Annotated in this window: 17 protein-coding genes; 5 read left to right on the forward strand and 12 right to left on the reverse strand. The window is 71.5% G+C overall.

Going from position 1 to position 17,852, the window contains the following annotated elements; genetic code table 11:
* Window positions 1-167, reverse strand: a 167-nt coding sequence (locus VFC33_17080; protein ID HZR14956.1) for a DNA cytosine methyltransferase, incomplete at its 3' end; no start/stop codon positions are given.
* Window positions 168-585: 418 nt separating this feature from the next.
* Between VFC33_17080 and VFC33_17085 the strand changes: the two genes are divergently transcribed.
* Window positions 586-1,770, forward strand: coding sequence for an HAD family hydrolase (locus VFC33_17085; protein HZR14957.1), 1,185 nt, complete (start codon window positions 586-588; stop codon window positions 1,768-1,770).
* 5 nt (window positions 1,771-1,775) lie between these two features.
* On the opposite strand, the gene VFC33_17090 is transcribed toward VFC33_17085, so the two are convergent.
* The 7 genes from VFC33_17090 to VFC33_17120 form a co-directional block, all read right to left on the reverse strand.
* On the reverse strand, window positions 1,776-2,510 hold the full coding sequence (locus tag VFC33_17090) for an ABC transporter ATP-binding protein (GenBank protein ID HZR14958.1): 735 nt from the start codon (window positions 2,508-2,510) through the stop codon (window positions 1,776-1,778).
* Window positions 2,507-4,327 (reverse strand): branched-chain amino acid ABC transporter ATP-binding protein/permease, encoded by a 1,821-nt coding sequence (locus VFC33_17095; protein ID HZR14959.1) that lies wholly within the window; start codon window positions 4,325-4,327, stop codon window positions 2,507-2,509. Before VFC33_17095 ends, VFC33_17090 begins: the two co-directional genes overlap by 4 nt.
* Entirely contained in the window at window positions 4,324-5,208 is an 885-nt protein-coding gene (locus tag VFC33_17100; GenBank protein ID HZR14960.1) for a branched-chain amino acid ABC transporter permease, read from the reverse strand. Before VFC33_17100 ends, VFC33_17095 begins: the two co-directional genes overlap by 4 nt.
* 43 nt (window positions 5,209-5,251) lie before the next feature.
* The gene (locus VFC33_17105) at window positions 5,252-6,457 is read right to left on the reverse strand and encodes an ABC transporter substrate-binding protein (GenBank protein ID HZR14961.1); all 1,206 of its coding nucleotides are present in this window, start codon (window positions 6,455-6,457) and stop codon (window positions 5,252-5,254) included.
* Window positions 6,458-6,546: 89 nt separating this feature from the next.
* Window positions 6,547-7,428, reverse strand: coding sequence for a hypothetical protein (locus tag VFC33_17110; protein ID HZR14962.1), 882 nt, complete (start codon window positions 7,426-7,428; stop codon window positions 6,547-6,549).
* Window positions 7,429-7,512: 84 nt separating this feature from the next.
* Entirely contained in the window at window positions 7,513-9,210 is a 1,698-nt protein-coding gene (locus VFC33_17115; GenBank protein ID HZR14963.1) for a serine/threonine-protein kinase, read from the reverse strand.
* On the reverse strand, window positions 9,207-9,767 hold the full coding sequence (locus VFC33_17120) for an LPXTG cell wall anchor domain-containing protein (GenBank protein HZR14964.1): 561 nt from the start codon (window positions 9,765-9,767) through the stop codon (window positions 9,207-9,209). Before VFC33_17120 ends, VFC33_17115 begins: the two co-directional genes overlap by 4 nt.
* Window positions 9,768-9,969: 202 nt before the next feature.
* Between VFC33_17120 and VFC33_17125 the strand changes: the two genes are divergently transcribed.
* Complete coding sequence (locus VFC33_17125) at window positions 9,970-11,538, forward strand: MFS transporter (protein ID HZR14965.1); 1,569 nt, start codon at window positions 9,970-9,972, stop codon at window positions 11,536-11,538.
* Between the two features lie 18 nt (window positions 11,539-11,556).
* Here VFC33_17125 and VFC33_17130 read toward each other — a convergent pair whose 3' ends face one another.
* The gene (locus VFC33_17130) at window positions 11,557-12,483 is read right to left on the reverse strand and encodes an SDR family NAD(P)-dependent oxidoreductase (GenBank protein ID HZR14966.1); all 927 of its coding nucleotides are present in this window, start codon (window positions 12,481-12,483) and stop codon (window positions 11,557-11,559) included.
* On the reverse strand, window positions 12,480-13,457 hold the full coding sequence (locus VFC33_17135) for a WYL domain-containing protein (protein HZR14967.1): 978 nt from the start codon (window positions 13,455-13,457) through the stop codon (window positions 12,480-12,482). The genes VFC33_17130 and VFC33_17135 overlap by 4 nt, the downstream gene beginning before the upstream one ends.
* A gap of 65 nt (window positions 13,458-13,522) precedes the next feature.
* Between VFC33_17135 and VFC33_17140 the strand changes: the two genes are divergently transcribed.
* From VFC33_17140 to VFC33_17150, 3 genes are all read left to right on the forward strand, one after another.
* Window positions 13,523-14,014: a pyridoxamine 5'-phosphate oxidase family protein gene (locus VFC33_17140; protein HZR14968.1), complete on the forward strand. Its 492-nt coding sequence runs from the start codon at window positions 13,523-13,525 to the stop codon at window positions 14,012-14,014.
* A 33-nt stretch (window positions 14,015-14,047) separates the two neighbouring features.
* Window positions 14,048-14,824 carry an SDR family oxidoreductase gene (locus tag VFC33_17145; protein HZR14969.1) on the forward strand — a complete coding sequence of 259 codons (777 nt, stop codon included), beginning with the start codon at window positions 14,048-14,050 and terminating at the stop codon, window positions 14,822-14,824.
* A 63-nt stretch (window positions 14,825-14,887) separates the two neighbouring features.
* Entirely contained in the window at window positions 14,888-16,549 is a 1,662-nt protein-coding gene (locus VFC33_17150; GenBank protein HZR14970.1) for a diguanylate cyclase, read from the forward strand.
* Here the strand turns inward: VFC33_17150 and VFC33_17155 are convergent.
* Both VFC33_17155 and VFC33_17160 read right to left on the reverse strand, forming a co-directional pair.
* A complete protein-coding gene (locus VFC33_17155; GenBank protein ID HZR14971.1) occupies window positions 16,510-16,866 on the reverse strand; it encodes a hypothetical protein in 357 nt (118 codons plus the stop codon). The two genes, VFC33_17150 and VFC33_17155, sit on opposite strands and share 40 nt — an antisense overlap.
* An 81-nt stretch (window positions 16,867-16,947) precedes the next feature.
* Entirely contained in the window at window positions 16,948-17,817 is an 870-nt protein-coding gene (locus VFC33_17160; protein HZR14972.1) for a mechanosensitive ion channel family protein, read from the reverse strand.
* Window positions 17,818-17,852 lie beyond the last annotated feature (35 nt).

Here is a 17,852-nt window from a genome sequence, read left to right on the forward strand (position 1 = left end):
ATCACCTCCGTCGCGAGATGATCGAAGTTCTTCTCCATCGTCGCCGCCGCGTCCGCGTTGAACTCGAGCGCGGCACGCACCTCGAAACCCGCGCGCTCCGCGCCTAGGTCCAGTCCACCAGCGCCAGAGAACAAGCTGATCGCTAGGCCGATCGACTCTCCCGCCATGGCCACATTCTGTTCCGTGGGCAGGACACTCACGGTGGATTTGCGCTTCACAGTCCGCTGCCGCGTCGCTCGAGCTCGGCGATCCGCGCCTCCTGCTGGCGGATGAGCCAATCGGGCTGCCGTTGCACCTGCTGGCTGATCGGAAGGGGAACGATCTCCAGTGGGTGTAGAACTCCTCGGGTGCGGTGAACTCGCTACGGCCCGGCCCCGATGCCTCACCTGCACGAGGGAACAAACGACGTTCCAGAACGGCCGTGCCGACGTTCCAGGTGAGGCTCGACGGGGGGCGAACCTCACGGAGTGAAAAGTCCTGGTCACTTCACATTCGCGGAAGTCCCAGCGACCCGGGAGCGAGGCTATCGGCGGCGTGACCTGCGGGGTCGCAGGCAATCGGCAGCTGCGGGTATTGATCACGGCGATGACTCCACCCGAGGCAGTGCTGCTCGACGTCGGTGGCGTGTTGCTGCTCCCCGACCACGACCGCATCTGCGACGCGTTCCGGCGTGCCGGCAGCGTCGCACCGCGTGACGCGCTCGATCGCGCGCACTACATGGCCGCGGCCGGGTTCACGACCGACAAGGACGCGCTGGGCGACTGGGTCGGGTGCTGGCAGCGCTACCTCGACGACTACGTCGACGCGTGCGACGTACCGGCCGACGAACGCGAGGACGTCCACCGCCATCTCGACAGCGAGTTCGCGGACGCCGCGCTCTGGTCGGCGGTCGCGCCCGGCGCGCGTGAGGGTCTTGCCGACCTCGCGCGCACGGGCGTCGCGCTCGGCATCGTCTCGAACGCCGACGGCGTGATGGGTGAGCGGCTGCGGCGGCTCGAGCTCCTGCAGGTCGGTCCGGGCGTTGGCGTCGAGGCCGCGTGCGTCATCGACTCGGGTGCGGTCGGCGTGATGAAGCCCGATCCGCGCATCTTCGAGCTCGCGCTCGACGCGCTCCGCCTCACCCCGGGCGTCACGTGGTACGTCGGCGACATCCCGGGCATCGACGTCGTCGGTGCGCGACGCGCGGGTCTGCGACCGTTCCTGCTCGACCCGTTCGAGCTCCACCACGGTGCGGACTACGAACGTGTCGGATCGCTGCGCGAGCTTGCCCGTCTCGTCGACGACGCGCGCCACGAGGGGACGACGGACGGTCGGCGCCGGTTCAGCCTGGCATCCGCGTTCGCGGCCGCGCGCGACGGGGACGAGGGCATGGCGCGATGGGTGGGCGAGTTCCTCGCGAGTCGCGGGAGCGACAACGCGACGTTGGCGTCGGGGCTGGCCCAGGATCGCCATTGGTGGGCGGGCCCGGTGCGCGTTCCCGTCGACGATCTCGTCACGCTCGCCGGTCCCGAGGGCGACGACGTGCTGTGCGAGGTCGACCCCGACGAGTGGGAGCGCGACGTCGAGCACATGGAGCGCCATCTCGACGAAGGCTGGGAACCGCCGCCCCTGATCGCGCAGTACGACGACGGTCAGCTCCTGCTGCAGGACGGCAACCACCGCCATGCCGCGATGCAGCGCGCCGGCGAGTCGGACGCGTGGGTCATCGTCTGGTTCGACGACCGCGACGAGCGCGACAGCTTTCGCGCGACGCACACGTCGAGATCGTGAGGCGGTCAGCCCTCGACGACGGCAGCGCCGCGGACGATCGCGGCGACACGGTCGTCCGCACGGAGCTCCGCCGTCGGGCCCGACAGCACCACGCTGCCACGCTCCAACACGTAGGCGCGTGACGCCGCGGCCAGCGCGCGATCGATGCTCTGCTCGACGAGCAGCACCGCCCGGCCCTCGTCGCGCAGGACGGTCAGCGCGCGGTAGATGTCCCCGACGACGGCGGGAGCGAGACCCGACGACGGCTCGTCGATCAAGAGCACGACCGGATTTGCGACGAGGGCCTGCCCGATCGCGACCATCTGCTGCTGACCGCCGCTGAGCGCGCCCGCCTCGCGCGACGCGTACCGGGCGAGGACGGGGAACAGCTCCATCACACGTTCGACGCCCTGCTCGATCGCGTCGGCCTTCTTCCGCCGCCACGGGAACCCGCCGAGACGGACGTTCTCGGCGACGGTCAGGCTCGGGAACACGCGGTGGCCCTCGGGGACCAGCGCGAGCCCGGCGAGGTACAGCGCGGCCGGTCCGGCGCGCGAGACGTCACGACCGCACAGCTCGACGGTGCCGCTCGTCGGCCCGTGCCGCTCACCCGCGATCGCGCTCAACGTCGTGCTCTTGCCCGCTCCGTTGCGCCCGAGCAGCGCGACGAGCTCGCCCCGGTCGACCTCGAGCGACACGTCGGACACGACCGGCACCGACCCGTACCCGGTCGACAATCCGCGCACCACGAGCGCGCTCACGACACCAGTCCCTCGTTCGCGCCGAGGAACGCCGCCACGACGTCGGGATGCGCGGCGACGTCACCCGGCAGCCCGGTCGCGATGACACGGCCTTCGTGCAGCGCGGTCACCTCGTCGGCGATCTCGAGCACGAGCGGCACGTTGTGCTCGACGACGAGGACAGCCGCTCCGGCACGGGCGATTGCGACGATCACGTCGCGCAGCACGTCGACCTCGGGCGCGGAGAGTCCCGCGCCCGGCTCGTCGAGCAGCACGACACCCGGCCGCAGCGCGAGGGCCCGCGCGACCTCGACGAGCCGTCGCGTGCCGTGCGGTTGCGTGCCGGCGCGCTCGTCAGCGCGCTCCGCGAGCCCGACCGCGGCCAGACACCGCCGCGCGGTGTCGACAGCGGCTCGCCGTCCGCGCACCTCGCCGCGCTGCTCCACCGCGACGAGCACGTTGTCGACGAGCGTTCCCCGCTCGACGAGCTTCGGCGTCTGGAACGTCCGCGCGACGCCCGCGGCGGCGATGCGGTGCGTCGAGCGGCCGTCGATCCGTGCCCCGCCGAGCGCGATCCGCCCGCGGTCGATCGCGTAGTAGCCGGAGACGACGTTCAGCAGCGTCGTCTTGCCCGACCCGTTCGAGCCGATGAGCCCGTGGATCGTGCCCGGACGGACGGTGACGTCGACGTCGTCGAGCGCGCGGACGCCGCCGAACGCGCGCGACACGTTCCGCGCCTCGAGACGCTCCGCAGGTGCTCCGGACAGGAGCTCGGCCACCGCACCGACCGCCGCCGGCCGCGGCGCCGAGGGCTCCACCGCCCGAACGACCGGTTCGACGCGCGGACCGCCCAGTCCGGGCAGGCGCAGCGCCCGGAGCCACACGGGCCGCACCCGCACGCGCCTCGGCTCGAAGCCCATGATCCCCTCGGGCAGTCCGACCGCGAAGAGCACGAGCAGCACGCCGAAGATGATCCCTTCGTACTGCTCGAAGCGGCCGAGGTACTGCGACAGGCCGATGACGATCAGGCCACCGACGAACGGCCCGAGCACCGTGCCGAACCCGCCCACCACGCACGCGGCGAGCAGGTAGATCGACAGCTGCGGCGAGACGCTCCCCGGCGAGATGAACTGCTGCGTGTACGCGTAGAACGCGCCGCCGATCCCGGCCGGCAGCGCCGACAACAGGAACGCGAGCAGCTTGGTGCGGTACGGCGGGATCCCGATCGAGCTCGCCAGCTCCTCGCTCGTCGCGAGCGTGACGAAGCGGTGCCCGAGACGAGACTCGAGCAGCAACCACGACAGCACGAGCAGCACGAGCACGGCCGCGAGCGTGACCTGGTACAGCGCCACGCCGCTGACGTGCTGATGAAAGTCGATGTTCGCGAGGAGCGAGATCCCCTGCTCCTTGCCGGTCAGCTTCAGGTTGGCGACCACGGTCGGGATGACGAGCGCGAAGAACAGCGTCGTCATGCCGAGATAGAACCCGCCGACGCGCAAGGACGGCACGCCGATCACGAGCCCGAGCACCGCGGACGCCACGAGCGCGACGCCGCACATCCCGGCCAGCCCGACGACCGACGCGTGGTCGTTGGCGACGATCGCGGCCGCGTACCCGCCGACTGCGTACACCGCGCCTGGTCCGAGCGACAGCTGCCCCGCGTACCCGGTCACGATGTTGAGCCCGATCGCGACCATCAGCCCGGTGAAGATGTACTCCAGCCGCGTGAGCTGGTACGCCTGCGAATGGCCGAGGTACGGCCAGACGACGAGCGCGAGCACGACGACGATGCCGACACCCCACGCGGGCGTGATCCGCGCCGCGGCCGCTCGCCTCATACCTCGCGGACCACGGCGTTGCGGAACAGCCCGGTCGGGCGGACCGCGAGGATGATCATGAGCAACGCGAGCGACGCCACGATCTCGTAGCGCGGGTCGATGTACAGGTCGAAGAGCTGTTCCGCGACACCGATCGCGAGTGCGCCGATGATGCCGCCGCGGATGCTCCCGAAGCCGCCGATCGCCAGCGCGATGAATCCCTTGATGCTGTACGTGAGGCCGATCGTCACGTCGGCGTAGACGATCGGCGCGACGACGTACCCGCCGATGCCGGCCAGCAGCCCACCGATGAGGAACGCGATCACGCTGACGCGGCGTGGGTCGATCCCTCGCAGCGCGGCGACGTCGCGGTCGTCGGCCGTCGCGCGCATCGCCTGCCCCAGCCACGTCCGCCGGTAGAAGACCTCGACCGCGATCGTGACGACGACGAGCACCCCGATCGCGAACAGGAGCTGCGGGCGGGTCGCGATGCTCCCGATGTGCAGCCGCGTCGACGGGAGTGGGCTTGGCACCGGCCGCGGCGGGTTGTTCCCGTAGAGGCGGACGACGACGGTCTCGATCACGAGACCGAACGCGAGGGTCGAGATGAACCAGCCGATGTTGTCCCGTGAACGGCCGAGGAACGGGCGGACCGCGATCCGCTCCTCCACGAGCGCGACGGCCGCGACGCCGACCAGGACGACGACGACCGCGGCGACCTGCGGCCAGTGCTGTACGTCCAGCACCCAGTACGACAGCAGCACGCCGACCATCACGAGGTCGCCCTGCGCGAGGTTGAACACGCGCGTCGCGTTGAACACGACCGTGTAGCCGATCGTGATGAGGCCGTACACGGCCCCGACCGCGATGCCCGTGATGACCGCGTTGACGAAGAGCGTCAAGCCGCGTCGCCTCCCTGGCGACGGCGCGACGTCCGGACCGTCACTACCCCGCGATGTACGGGAGGTCGTACGGGCCGAGCGGCGTCATCTTGCACATGCGCATCTGCGAGTTCGGCCATCCGCCGTGGTGCGTCGCGCTCCACGTGTACCGGATCGTCGGCGTCGTGAACGACTTGTCCTTGTAGCCCTCGATCGCGTGCTTGATCTTGTCGGGGTCCAGCGAGTTGGTCTGCTCGATCGCGCTCTTCAGGATCTTGAAGTCGTCCGCGGTGAGCACGACCTGGCCGACGCTCGGGTTCACGCCCGTCTTCGCGGTGACGACCTTCAGCACGTCCGCCATCCCGGTGTCGGGCTGCTCGCCCTGCTGCAACGCGACGGCGCAGTTCGAGTACGCGGTCGGCCCGAGATCGCCGAGCGACGTGTACCCGTCGAAGAACGACGCCGCGGTCGTGATGATCGGCGGCTTCCAGCCGACCGTGCGCATCGCGTCGTAGACGTGCCCCATGCCGGCGGCGGCGAACAGCACGAGCGCGTCCGCCCCGGACGACTGCAGCTTGCGGACCTGCGTCGTCACGTCCGGCGACGTCGGCTGGTACGTCTCGGTGTCCGTGATGTGGACGCCCTCCTTGCCGACCGACTTCTTCAGGTCGGACAGGAGCGTGTCGCCGAACGTCGAGCCATCCGTGAGGACGCCGACCTTCGTGGCCTTCAGCGTCGTCGCCGCGAACTGCGCCATCTTGTCGGTCGTGCCCTGGTTCAGCGGGTAGTTGTCGAAGAAGTACGGGTACTTCGCGCCGTCGTCCCACTGGTCGAGCGGGTCGAGCATGACCACCGGGACCTTGCTCTTCATGAACACGGGAACCGTCTGCGTCACGGTCGCGGACGTCCCCGCGTAGATGACCCCGGCGACGTGGTCGCTCACGAGCTGTTGCGCGGCCGCGACCGCGGTGGCCGGGTCGCCCTGGTCGTTCAGCGCGATGAGCTTCACCGGGTGCCCGGCGATGCCGCCCGTCGCGTTCAGCGCGTCGACCAGCGCGGCGTCGTTCACCTTCTGCGACGTGCCGATCGCCGCGAGCGGGCCGTTCAGGGTGAGGAGCGCGCCGATCTTGATGTCGCCGGCCGGGATCCCCGAGGACTTCGACGATGACGAGCTCTTGCCGCCGCTCGACCCGCATGCCGAGAAGACGAGCGCCGCCACCGCCACGACCGCCGCGAACCGTGCCCCCGACGACACGATGCCCCGCTTCATCATCACGCACCCCCCGACACGCAGTGACGGCGGAACTGTACCCACGCGCCAGACCGTCCAAGTGCGATCGACGGCCGCGGGTCGGCGGCTCAGCTGTCGGACGACGCGCCGCGCGGCAGCGACGCGCCGGTCTCGCGCGCAGCGGGGACGAACAGGTCGACGAAGAGGCACGCGACGCCGGCCGCGGCGAGTACCACGAGCCCGACGACGATCCCCGCGTTCAACGCGCGCGCGACGGACCCGATCAGGCTCGCCCACGGGCTGTTGCTGAGCTGCGGGACGACGAGCACGGGGACCACCCACAACACGAGCAGGTGCGCCACGCTGATCCCGAGGAGCCACTTGCCGATCAGCTTCACCGTCGAGTGCCGATCGCGGCTGATCGCGAGGGCGATCGCGAGGAGCACGATCGCACCGAGCGCGTAGAGCAGCGTCCGGCCCTTCAACGCCTTCCGGCCGGTCGACAGCGCGCCGTAGTGCGGCACCGCGATGCGGACGGGCGGCAGCTTCGCGAGGTCCGCGAGACCGAGGTTCGGTACAGCCGCGTGCACGAGCGTCGCGACCGTCGCCTGGTCGAGCACCGCAGGTGCGGTCGTCTGACCGATGAGCAGCTCGTGTGCGTCCACGACGAACTGGTCGAGCTTCGCACGGACGTCGGGACGGTCGAGCACTGCGCTGAGCCGCTGCTCGAGCGCATCGGTTGCGGCAACCGTTGCGGCCGGCCCGGCGGCGGGCGGTGTCGCGGTCGCCGCGTTGAGAGTCGGCGCGCCGACCGCGTCCGTCGCGATCGGCGCGATCGCCTTCGCCACGTAGTGGCGCACCTCGACGCTGCTGAGCACGGCGTCGGTCACCCGTCGCGTGCGCGCGGTGTCGAGGATCGTGTGCGACGTCCACCACGACGCGAACGCGAGGCCCGCGAGCAGCATCCCGATGTGCACGAGCGAGCGCGACGGCCCACCCCGCCCGGTCATGGACCCCAGCGTCTCCATCCGTCCTCCCCGCCCGCGGATGCGCGCCGCAGTTGTAGCCGGTGCGAGCGCGCCCGGCGACCGGGTCTACCTGCCTGCGGTCGCGGAGGGCAGCGACCGGATCACGAAGTCGTCGAACAGGGCCGACGCAGCGCCGACGTCCTGTGCGCCGACAGCGACGCCCGCGCTGCCGGCACCGAGCGGCGATTCACGATCGACGAGGGTCGCCAGCTGGCTCCCGTCGAGGCGCAGCGTCAGCGCGACGCCCGCACCGCGATCGACGGTCCGGCACACGAACGCAACGTTCGTCCACGCGCCTGAGGGCGCGGCGCGCGTGCTCTTCATGAGCGGGACGGGAGACGTGCCGGCGCGGGCTGTCTTGTAGATCCCGTAGACGCCGTCTGCACCGACGACGCCTTCGTAGAAGCCGCCGTCGGTCGTGTGGCGGCACGCGAGGCCGTAGACGCCAGCGGGAGAGGTGAGCTTTCCCGCGACGTCGATCTCGTCGTCGGTGAGGTGCGTCAGGTCCGGGTGGTGCGGACGGCCGATGAAGTTGGTGTCGGACACCTCGGTGTGGTTCGCGCTGTTCACGAAGACGCGGTAGCGACCGTTGTCGAACTGCGCCCCGCCACCATCCTGGTCGAGTCCCGTGGCCCACCCAGCAGCGTTGCCGTCGAACTGGTCCTCGAAGATCACGGCCGACGGCGCCGAGCGCGCCTTGACGACGCGACGGCCACGAGAGGGCCACGAGGCAACGGCAGCGATGGCGCCCGCGACGATGAGCACGAACGCGAGGATGACCATCCACGAGACGGATCGGCGGACGCGGCCACGCGAACGCGTCGGACGCGACACGCGAGTCGTCGGACCCGTGGAGTCAGCTTCGTTGACCGAGCCGGCCGCTGTCGTCGTGTGGACCGAGGTGACGGGCTCGCCGGCAGCCTGCTGGACCTTCTGCAGCTCATGCGCGAGTGCGAGCGCGCTCCCAGGTCGCTTCGCGGGACGCTTCGCGAGACCCCGCGCGATGACGTGCGCGAGGGCTGACGGCGCGATGTCGACGGGCAGTGGAGGCGCCGGCTCGTTCTCGATCCTCGCGACGACACGTGCGAGCGGCTCGTCGGGCCGGGGCTCGAACGGTCCCTTGCCGAGGAGGAGCGCGTACAGCGTGGAGCAGAGCGAGTAGACGTCGGACGCGGGCGTCGCCGGGGAGCCGTCGAGGATCTCGGGTGCCGCGTGCGCGACGGTCGCGGACACGACGCCGGTCTCCGTCTTCACGTGACCCTGCAGCCGGGCGATCCCGAAATCGCCGAGCTTGGGCTCGCCGTAGCGCGAGACGAGCACGTTCTCGGGCTTGACGTCGCGGTGGAGGATCCCAGCCTGGTGAGCGGCTTCGAGCGCGTCGGCGATCCGGACACCGATCGTCAACACCTCGCGCCATGGCCGCACACCGTCGAGCGCGACGACCTCAGCAAGCGACCCGCGCTTGAGGTACTCCATCACGATGTACGGGTGCCCGGCGAGCGTCTTGCCCGCCTCGTACACCGTCACGATGCTCGGGTGGTCGGACAGCGACCCGATCGCGTGGCACTCGCGCTCGAACCGTCGCCACACCTCGCTGTCCGGCGACGCGTCGATCACCTTCACAGCGACCTCGCGCGCGAGCTCGGTCTGCACACCTCGATAGACCGTGCCGGTCGCGCCGGCTGCGACCTCCACCAGAACGTCGAAACCTGGCACGCTGTCGTTCGACAGCCGGAACGGCGACCGCTGCTCGGTCTCCTTCACGTGCGTGAACGCGCGGACGAGGCGCGTGTGAACCGCGTGGCCCCCAGCAGCGCGACACCGGTCGCAAGCATGAAGACGCCGGTGAGCACGAAAGGCGTCGACGGGGAGCCAGTGTTCGGGAGTGATCGGTACGCGACCGGCCGCGGCGCGTCGTAGATACCCGGCTCGTCGTTGGTCGTCGTCTCCCCGAGAACCTGGATCTTCGCCGGGCTCTCAGTTGCCCCTTCGACGGCAACCGGGACAACAGCGGTCGTGGTAGTCGTCGGCCGCGGAGGCTTTTCGTCGCAGTCGTCGTCGCCATCGCAGTCAGTGTCGCGATGATGCGGCTCGTCGTCGCGATCGTCGCCGGCAGTCGAGTGCGGCGGATCGTCCGGTCGATCGCGAACCGCGGTCGGCGATGACGGCACCGTGGTCGGGCCGCTCTCCGCGTCGGTCGTCGCGGTCGTCGCGGTCGTCGACGGCGGGCGGTGATGCGCGCGGGACATCGCTCCCGCGGGAGCGGCGAGGACGAAGACCGCGATCGTGACGGCGCCAAGAGCGGCGAGCGGTCGCGCCACGCGCGCCGTCGACATCGGCCTGCCCATTGCCATGTCTCCGTGTACCGACCCTGCCCGGTTGTGGCGGGCATCCTGGCCTCGCCGACGCGCGCGGTCAAGTTCCGACCCGGCACGCAGGATCTCCCCGAGGGTTCGGCCGGTCGGCCGGGTAGCGTCGAACCGGGCGCACCCGACCCCGCTCCCCCCATCGAGGACCTGCCCGATGACGACCGCCGTCCCGATCGACCCGAAGGTGCACGAACGCCGCTGGTTCACGCTCGCGGTGCTGTGCCTGAGCTTGCTGCTCATCGTGGCCGGGAACTCGTCGCTCAACGTCGCGCTGCCACCCATCCAGCGCGCGCTCGGCTCGTCGCAGAGCCAGCTGCAGTGGATGATCGACGTCTACAGCCTCGTGTTCGCGGGCCTGCTCCTGCCCGCGGGCGCGCTCGCGGACCGCTTCGGTCGGAAGTGGGCGCTGCAAGGTGGGCTCGCCGTGTTCCTGCTCGCGTCGCTCGCGGCGAGCTTCTCCACCGCGACGTGGCAGCTCATCGTGTGGCGCGCGGTGACCGGCGTGGGCGCGGCGTTCATCATGCCGGGGACGCTGTCGGTCCTGAACAACGTGTTCCACGACCTGCGCGAGAAGCAGCGCGCGATCGCGATCTGGGCCGGATGTGCCGGGCTGGGCGGCGCGCTCGGCCCCGTCCTGTCCGGTGTCCTGCTGCGCAGCTTCGCGTGGGGCTCGGTGTTCTTCATCAACGTCGTGATCTGCGCGGTCGCGATCGGGGCGGGCCTCGTGCTCGTGCCCAACTCGTCCGACCCGCACGAGGCGAAGCTCGACCCGGTGGGCGCGGCGCTCGCCGTCGCCGGCCTCGCGGGTGTGCTCTACGGGATCATCGAGGCACCCGAGAACGGATGGTCCGCGCCGATCACGATCATCACGATCGCCGCGGGCGCGGTCGTTCTCGCGGTGTTCGCCGCGTGGGAGCTGCACGCCCACCACCCGATGCTCGACGTGCGGCTCTTCCGGGTGCGCGAGTTCAACGTGGGATCGCTGACGATCACGCTCGAGTACTTCGCGGGGTACGGGTTCTTCTTCGTCAGCGTCCAGTACTTCCAGATCGCGCACGGGTACTCGCCGTTGACCGCTGCGCTGCTCGCCCTCCCTGTCGGCGTGTTCAGCATGATCGGCGCGCCCTTGAGCGCGCGGTTCGTCGAGCGGTACGGGCCGCGGACGGTCGTCGGCGTCGGGCTGCTCATCTCGGCCGCCGGCCTCACGCTGCTCGGCTGGGTCTCGCCCGAGACGGACGCGATCCTGCTCCTCGTCGCGGCGGCACTCATGGGCATGGGGCTCGGTCAGACGACCGCGCCCTCGACGACGTTGATCATGACCTCGGTCCCCCGCGCGAAGTCCGGTGTCGGTTCCGCGGTGAACGACCTGTCACGCGAGCTGGGTGGCGCGCTCGGCATCGCGGTGCTCGGCAGCGTGCTGTCCACCGCGTACCAGCACAAGATCTCGCCGAAGCTCGTTGCGATCCCCGGTGTCCCGCACGGCGCGTCGACGTCCGTGTTCACGACGCTCGAAGCCGCCAAGCACCTTCCCGCCGCGACCGCGGGCCAGGTCGCGCACCTCGCGACGTCGACGTTTTCGAGCGCGTTCGGGATCGCCATGCTCGGCGGCGCGGCCGTGCTCGTCCTGAACTCGGCGCTCGTCTGGATTCGCCAGGTCCGTCCCGAGGCCGCCGAGCTGCGCGACGTCGACCTCCCACGCGCGTCGGCGGGGAAGCGGAGCTGAGTCGCCGCGTCCGACTGCTCAGAGCGCGGCCGGCGGGCTGTGGACGCGACCGAGGTCGAACGGTCGGGGCCAACCGTTGCGCTCGAGGCGCCGGGTGTGCTCGGCGACGACCGCGCGCAGATCGTCGGGCTGCCAACCGTCCACGAGCGTCTCGCCGCGCAGATCGCGCACGGGACGGTCGAGCTCGACGAGGAGCTGCAGGCTGTACGCGATGCGGCCCGTCAGCGCGGTCGCGTCGCACGTGCACAGCGCCAGCGTCGCCTCGGCGATCGTCTCGAGCGGCTCGTAGAGCGCGGGGTCGATCCATCCACCGGCGAGCAGCGCGGGCGTCGCGATCGCGGCCTGGGGCGTGAGCGCGTTCACGGCGATCCCCTGCCCGTAGGTCTCGGCCGCGACCGACACCGTGAGCCGGTTGAGCGCCGCCTTGCTCGCCCCGTACGCGGATCCGCCGGTTGCCGGGAGCAAGCGCGGGAACGGCGGGCCGGGTGGGAGCTCGCCGGAGAAGCTCGTCAGGTTCACGATCCATCCCGCGCCGCGCTCGCGCATCGACCCGACTGCCTGCGCCATCAGGTCCCACGGCGCGCGCACGTCGAGCTGGTGGATCGCGTCGAGCTCGGGCGCGGTCCACTGCTCGAACGGCTTGTAGCCGTTGGACGCGGCGCTGTTCACGAGGATGTCGACGGGTCCGAGCTCGGCCGCGGCGCGTGCGACGAGCGTGCCGCGACCGCCGTCGGGGTCGCGCAGGTCGCACGGCAGGACGAGCGCCGTCCCGCCGACTTCCTGCACGCGCGCGGCCGCCTCCTCCAGCCCTTCGACGTTCCGTGACGTGAGCGCCACCGCGGCGCCTTCGGCCGCGAGTCGCACCGCGACCGCGGTTCCCGTGCCGCCGCGGCTCGCGCCGGTGACGAGCGCGACGCGCCCTTCGCACGCGCGTTCCCTGCTCATACGCGGTTCCGCTGCGCGATCGCGTCGCCGACGCGCGCGAGCGACGCGCGCAACGACCGGGGCTCCAGCACCTCGACGTCCTCCCCGAGCGCGACGAGCTGCGACAGTGCGACCTGCTCCGACTCGACGGGAAGATCGACCGTCTTCCAGCCGTCGCCGTCGGACGTCGCGGCCGCGGCGAGCGCGGCGTTGGCTGCCGTCGTGTCGGTCACGTGCGGCAGTCGCGCCTGCGCCTGGGGCGACAGGCGGATGCGGACGCGGTCGCGCAGGATGTCGGCGTTGAACGCGGCCTCCGATGCCGCCCACCACCGCGCGAGATCGAAGCCGGCCGGCCGTTCGAACGGCTCGCCGGTCGGCTCGGCGGACGCGATCCGCCCGACCCGATACGTCCGCACGTCGCCAGTGCCGTCCACACGCGCGACGACGTACCACACACCCGCCTTGAGGACGAGCCCGAGCGGGTCCACGCGGCGCGTCACGAGACGGTCGCCGCGCCGATACGCGATCTCCACGCGCTGCTCGCTCCACAGCGCGTCGGCCACGACCGGCAACGCGTCGAGCGGCTCGTCGCGATGGAACCAGTGCGGTGCGTCGAACAGGAAGCGCGCGCGGACGCGGCCGGCGCGGCCGCGGAGCTCCGGTGGGAGCGTCGCGAGCAGCTTCGTCTGCGCGGACGCGAGGATCGCGCCCAGGCCGAGCTCGGCGGCCGCGGTTCCGGCGCCGGCGAGGAACAACGAGCTGGCCTCGTCGCCGGACAGGCCGTCGAGCCGGGTGCGCCAGCCGTCGAGCAGGCGCACACCGCCGCGCGGCCCGGTCTCGGTCCACAACGGCACACCGGCGGCCTGCAACGTGCCGACGTCCCGGTACACGGTGCGCACCGAGACCTCGAGCTCGTCCGCGAGCTCACGCGCGGTCGCGCTCCCACCCCGCTCCTGCAACCACAGGAGCAGCGCCAGCAGCCGGCTCGCCCGCATGTCCCACAATCGTACGGAACGACCCTGACAGCAGGTGTCAGGGAGACGTCGCGACACTGAGCGCCGTGAGCTCCTGGGCCGACGTCACCCGTTCCGCACCCGATCTCGCCGCCGCCGTCCGCGCCCGCTTCGAGGCTACAGGCCTCGGCCTGCTCGCGACCGTGCGCGCCGACGGGTCACCGCGCATCACCGGGCTCGAGCCCTTGTTCGCGCTCGACGAGCTCTGGCTCGGGATGATGCCCCAGTCGCGCAAGGCGCTCGACCTCCTGCGCGACCCGCGCTTCGCGCTGCACAGCGCGACGGTCGACAAGAAGGTCGTCGAGGGCGACGCCAAGGTCGGCGGGCGCGCGATACCGGTCGACGAGCACGACGACGCGACGTTCGGCCGGTTCGTCGACGCGTTCGAGGAGCGCACCGGCGAACGGCTGCCCGGTGGCGCGTTCCACCTGTTCCGCGCCGACGTGCGCGAGATGTCGTTCCTGAAGCCGGCCGGCGACCACCTCGACATCGACTGGTGGAGCGAGGGAGCCGGTCTTCGTCACGTCGATCGGCACTAGGTTCCTCGTCCGTCCGCACAGGAGGAACCGCACGTGGAAGCCACCGACGTCGACGTCCCGCACCGCTTCACCGGCAAGGTCGCGCTGTTGACCGGCGCGGCCTCGGGCATCGGTCGCGCGAGCGCGCTGCGGCTCGCGCGTGAAGGCGCGCAGGTGTTCGGCTTCGATCTCGACGGCGACGGCCTGGCGGAGACGGAGCAGCTCGTCACCGGAGCGGGCGGCACGATGCGCACCCGCCCGGGCGACGTCTCACAGCGCGCGTCTTGCTTCGACGCCGTCGCCGCGTGCGTCGACGCGTTCGGCGGCCTCGACGTACTGGGCAACATCGCCGGCATCGCGCGCGCGGAGCACTTCGTCGACGTCACCGAGGCCCAGTACCGCACGATGATGGGCGTCAACGTCGACGGCTGCTTCTTCATGGCGCAGGCCGCGGTCCCGCACCTGCTCGAGCGGGCGGGGACGATCGTGAACATCGCGTCCAACGCGGGGCTGATGGGGCAGGCGTACACGGTCGCCTACTGCACCTCGAAGGGCGCGGTCGTGCAGATGACGCGCGCGCTCGCGATGGAGTTCGTGAAGACGCCGTTGCGCGTGAACGCGATCGCGCCCGGCGGCACGGTGACCAACCTGACGGCCGGGTTCCAGATCCCCGAGGACGTCGACTTCGAGCTGATGGCCCCCTACACGGGGTTCCGCGGGATGGGCACGGCCGAGGACGTCGCCGCGCTGCTCGCGTTCGTCGCGTCCGACGAGGCCGCCAGCATCCACGGGGCGATCCTGTCCACCGACCGAGGCCTGACCGCGGGCTGAGCCGTTCGGACCATTTCGGCCCCGAAGTCCTCAACTCGGTGGCGCGGTGGACGACCAGATGCCGTGGCAGGTGAGCGCGCGGTCGACGAGTCGACGCTGGAGACGGTCCTGTCCAACCTCCTCGCGGAGTACCCGGACGCGCCCATCGCCGCGATCGGTCACGACGGCTTGTTCGTCGACGTGCCGCCGTCCCTGCCCGTCGGTGCGCATCCCGTGCTCGAGGGACGCTCCGCGCTCGACCTCGTCGTCCCCGCCGACCGGGTCGTGGTCATCACGGCGTGGGGCGAGACCCACGCGACGGGGATCGCGCGCGCGGTCGTCAGGCTCGCGGCCGACTCGGGGACCGGCGCCTTCTACTTCGTCGACGCGCGGCACCTCTACGGCGTCTACGTCGGCGTGCTCCTCGCGGACGGTGGTGGCGAAGCCATCGGCGAGCAGCTCAAGTCGGCCCCGAAGATGCCGCCGCGCGTCTGTCGTGTGCACAAGGACGGGCTCGCCGTCATCAGCGCGATCGACGACGCGACGACGCGCGTCCTCGGGTGGGAGCCCGACGATATCGTCGGCCGGCGCTCCCTTGAGCTCATCCACCCCGACGATCACGACCGCGCGATCGAGAACTGGATCGAGATGCTCGGTGCGCCCGGTGGCGACCACCGGTGGCGCGGCCGCCACCAACGCCGTGACGGGTCGTGGGTGTGGATGGAGATCACCAACCGCAACCGGCTCGACGATCCGGAGCACGGGGACGTCGTCGCGGAGATGGTCGACATCTCCGACGAGATGGCGGCGCAGGAGGCGCTGCGCGCGCGTGAGCAGCTCCTCCACCGGCTCGCCGAGGCGCTCCCGCTCGGCGTGTTCCAGGTCGACAGCGACCGTTCGATCGTCTACGCGAACGAGCGGCTCGCCGAGATCACGTGCACGGGCCCCGCGACGACGGTCGACGCCCAGCTCTGCACCGTCGTGGCCGAGGACCGCGCCGTCCTGCAGCACGCGCTCGACGACGTCCTCGTCGACGGGCGCGACGCCGACCTCGAGGTCCGCATCGACGTGCCCGGTGCCCCGGCCGGACGACTGTGCCGGATCACGATGCGCGCGCTCACCGGCGACGACGACGTCGTGACGGGCGCGATCGTCTGCGTCGCGGACGTGACCGAGAGCGCGCGCCTGCGCATCGAGCTCGAACACCGCGCGACCTATGACGCGCTCACCGGCTGTCACAACCGCGCGTCGATCATCGCCGCGCTCGAGACGACGCTCGCGTCGGACAACGCCCGGGTCGGCACCGCGCTCGTGTTCGTCGACCTCGACGGCTTCAAGGCCGTCAACGACGAGCTCGGGCACGCGGCGGGCGACGACCTGCTGCGGATCGTGGCGTCGCGCCTGCGCGACACGACGCGCGACACCGATCTCGTCGGCCGTCTCGGCGGTGACGAGTTCCTCGTCGTGTGCCCGCGCGTTGCCTCGCTCGCCGAGGTCACGCGCCTCTGTGACCGCGTCGCCGAGGCGCTGAGCGGGACGGTCGACGTCGCCGGTCACCAGCAGCGACTCCGGGCGAGCATCGGCGTGACGTGGTCGCGCGCGGGCGTCGTGTGCGCGGACGCGCCGCGTTGCGCCGAGGCGATCGTCGCCGAGGCCGACACCGCGATGTACGCGTCGAAGCGCGAGGGCGCAGGCCGCCCCGTGCTCTACGACGCGTGCCTGCGCGACGCCGACATCCCGGCCTGATCGGCGCGCGGCGCCCGCTCGCGCGTCACGGCACCGTCGTCGACGACGTCGAAGACGGCGGGATGGACTGCGAGTGCGGCAACACCGTCGTCGACGTGGTCGCGCTCGTCGCCGACGCCGGCCCCGTCGTCGAGGTCGTCGTACCGCTCGCACCAGGGGGCGTCGTCGTGGTCGTCGTCGCACCCGCGGGCGCGCGCGTCGTGGCCGTGGTCGGCGACGACGTCGGCGGCGGGCGGGTCGTGGCCGTCGTCGGGGGCTGCGTCACCGCGGGCACGTACACCGGCGCCGGTCGGGGCGCGGGACGCACGGCGAGCCACAGCGCCCCCACGCCGAGGAACGCGACGACGAGTGCCGCCGTCGAGCGGCGCACCGGCAGGCGGAAGCGGAAGCGACGCACGTCAGCCCTCCGCGCGCGCGACGGGCTCCGTGGTCGCGGTGGTCACCCCGGCGCGCTGCAACGCGCGGGCGATCCGCAGGCGGAGCACGCGTCCGACGTCGAACTGCTTGCCCGGCAACGTGCGCGCGACCAAGCGGAGCTGCAGGTGGTCGACCTCGATGGTCTCGACCCCGGCGACGACAGGATCGCCGACGATCGCGCCGCTCCAGGCGGGATCGTCGCGCACCGACTCGGCTGCGTCGCGCACGACCTGCGTCGCGGTGTCGAGGTCCTGGTCGACCGGGATCGGCACGTCGACGACGACGCGCGACCACTCTCGCGAGAGGTTCGTGACCTGGCGGAGCGCGCTGTTGGGCAGGAAGACGAGCTCGCCCTGCACGGTCCGCAGCTTGGTCACGCGCAAGGTCAGCTCCTCGACCGTCCCGCGCACGCCGGCCGTCTGCCCGGGCTGGGAGAGCTGGACGACGTCGCCGACGCCGAACTGGTGCTCGCTCAGGAGGAAGAAGCCGGCGAGGACGTCACCGACGACCTGCTGCGCGCCGAAGCCGACCGCGACACCGGCGACCGTGGCCGGCGCCACGAGGCTCGTGAGCGGCAGCCCGAACTTGTCCAGGATCAGGAGCGCCGCGACGAAGTAGACGAGCGCGACCACGCCGAGCTCGCCGGCCTGCACGAGCGCGCGGACGCGCTTGTTGCGCTCCGACGCGACCCCGGACCGGTCGATCTGCGCGAGCCCGTCGTGGTACAGGCGCTCCAGGTAACGCTGCGCGCCCCAGTGCACGAGACGCGCGAGCAGCACCGAGCCGATCGCGAGGAGACAGATCTCGAGCCCGTCGCCGCGGGCCCACCGGGAGAGGTCGCTGAGGTCCATCGATGCCTGCCGGGCGCCGGCCGCGACACACCCAC

The organism is Acidimicrobiia bacterium (assembly GCA_035651955.1).
GTDB lineage: Bacteria > Actinomycetota > Acidimicrobiia > IMCC26256 > JAMXLJ01 > JAMXLJ01.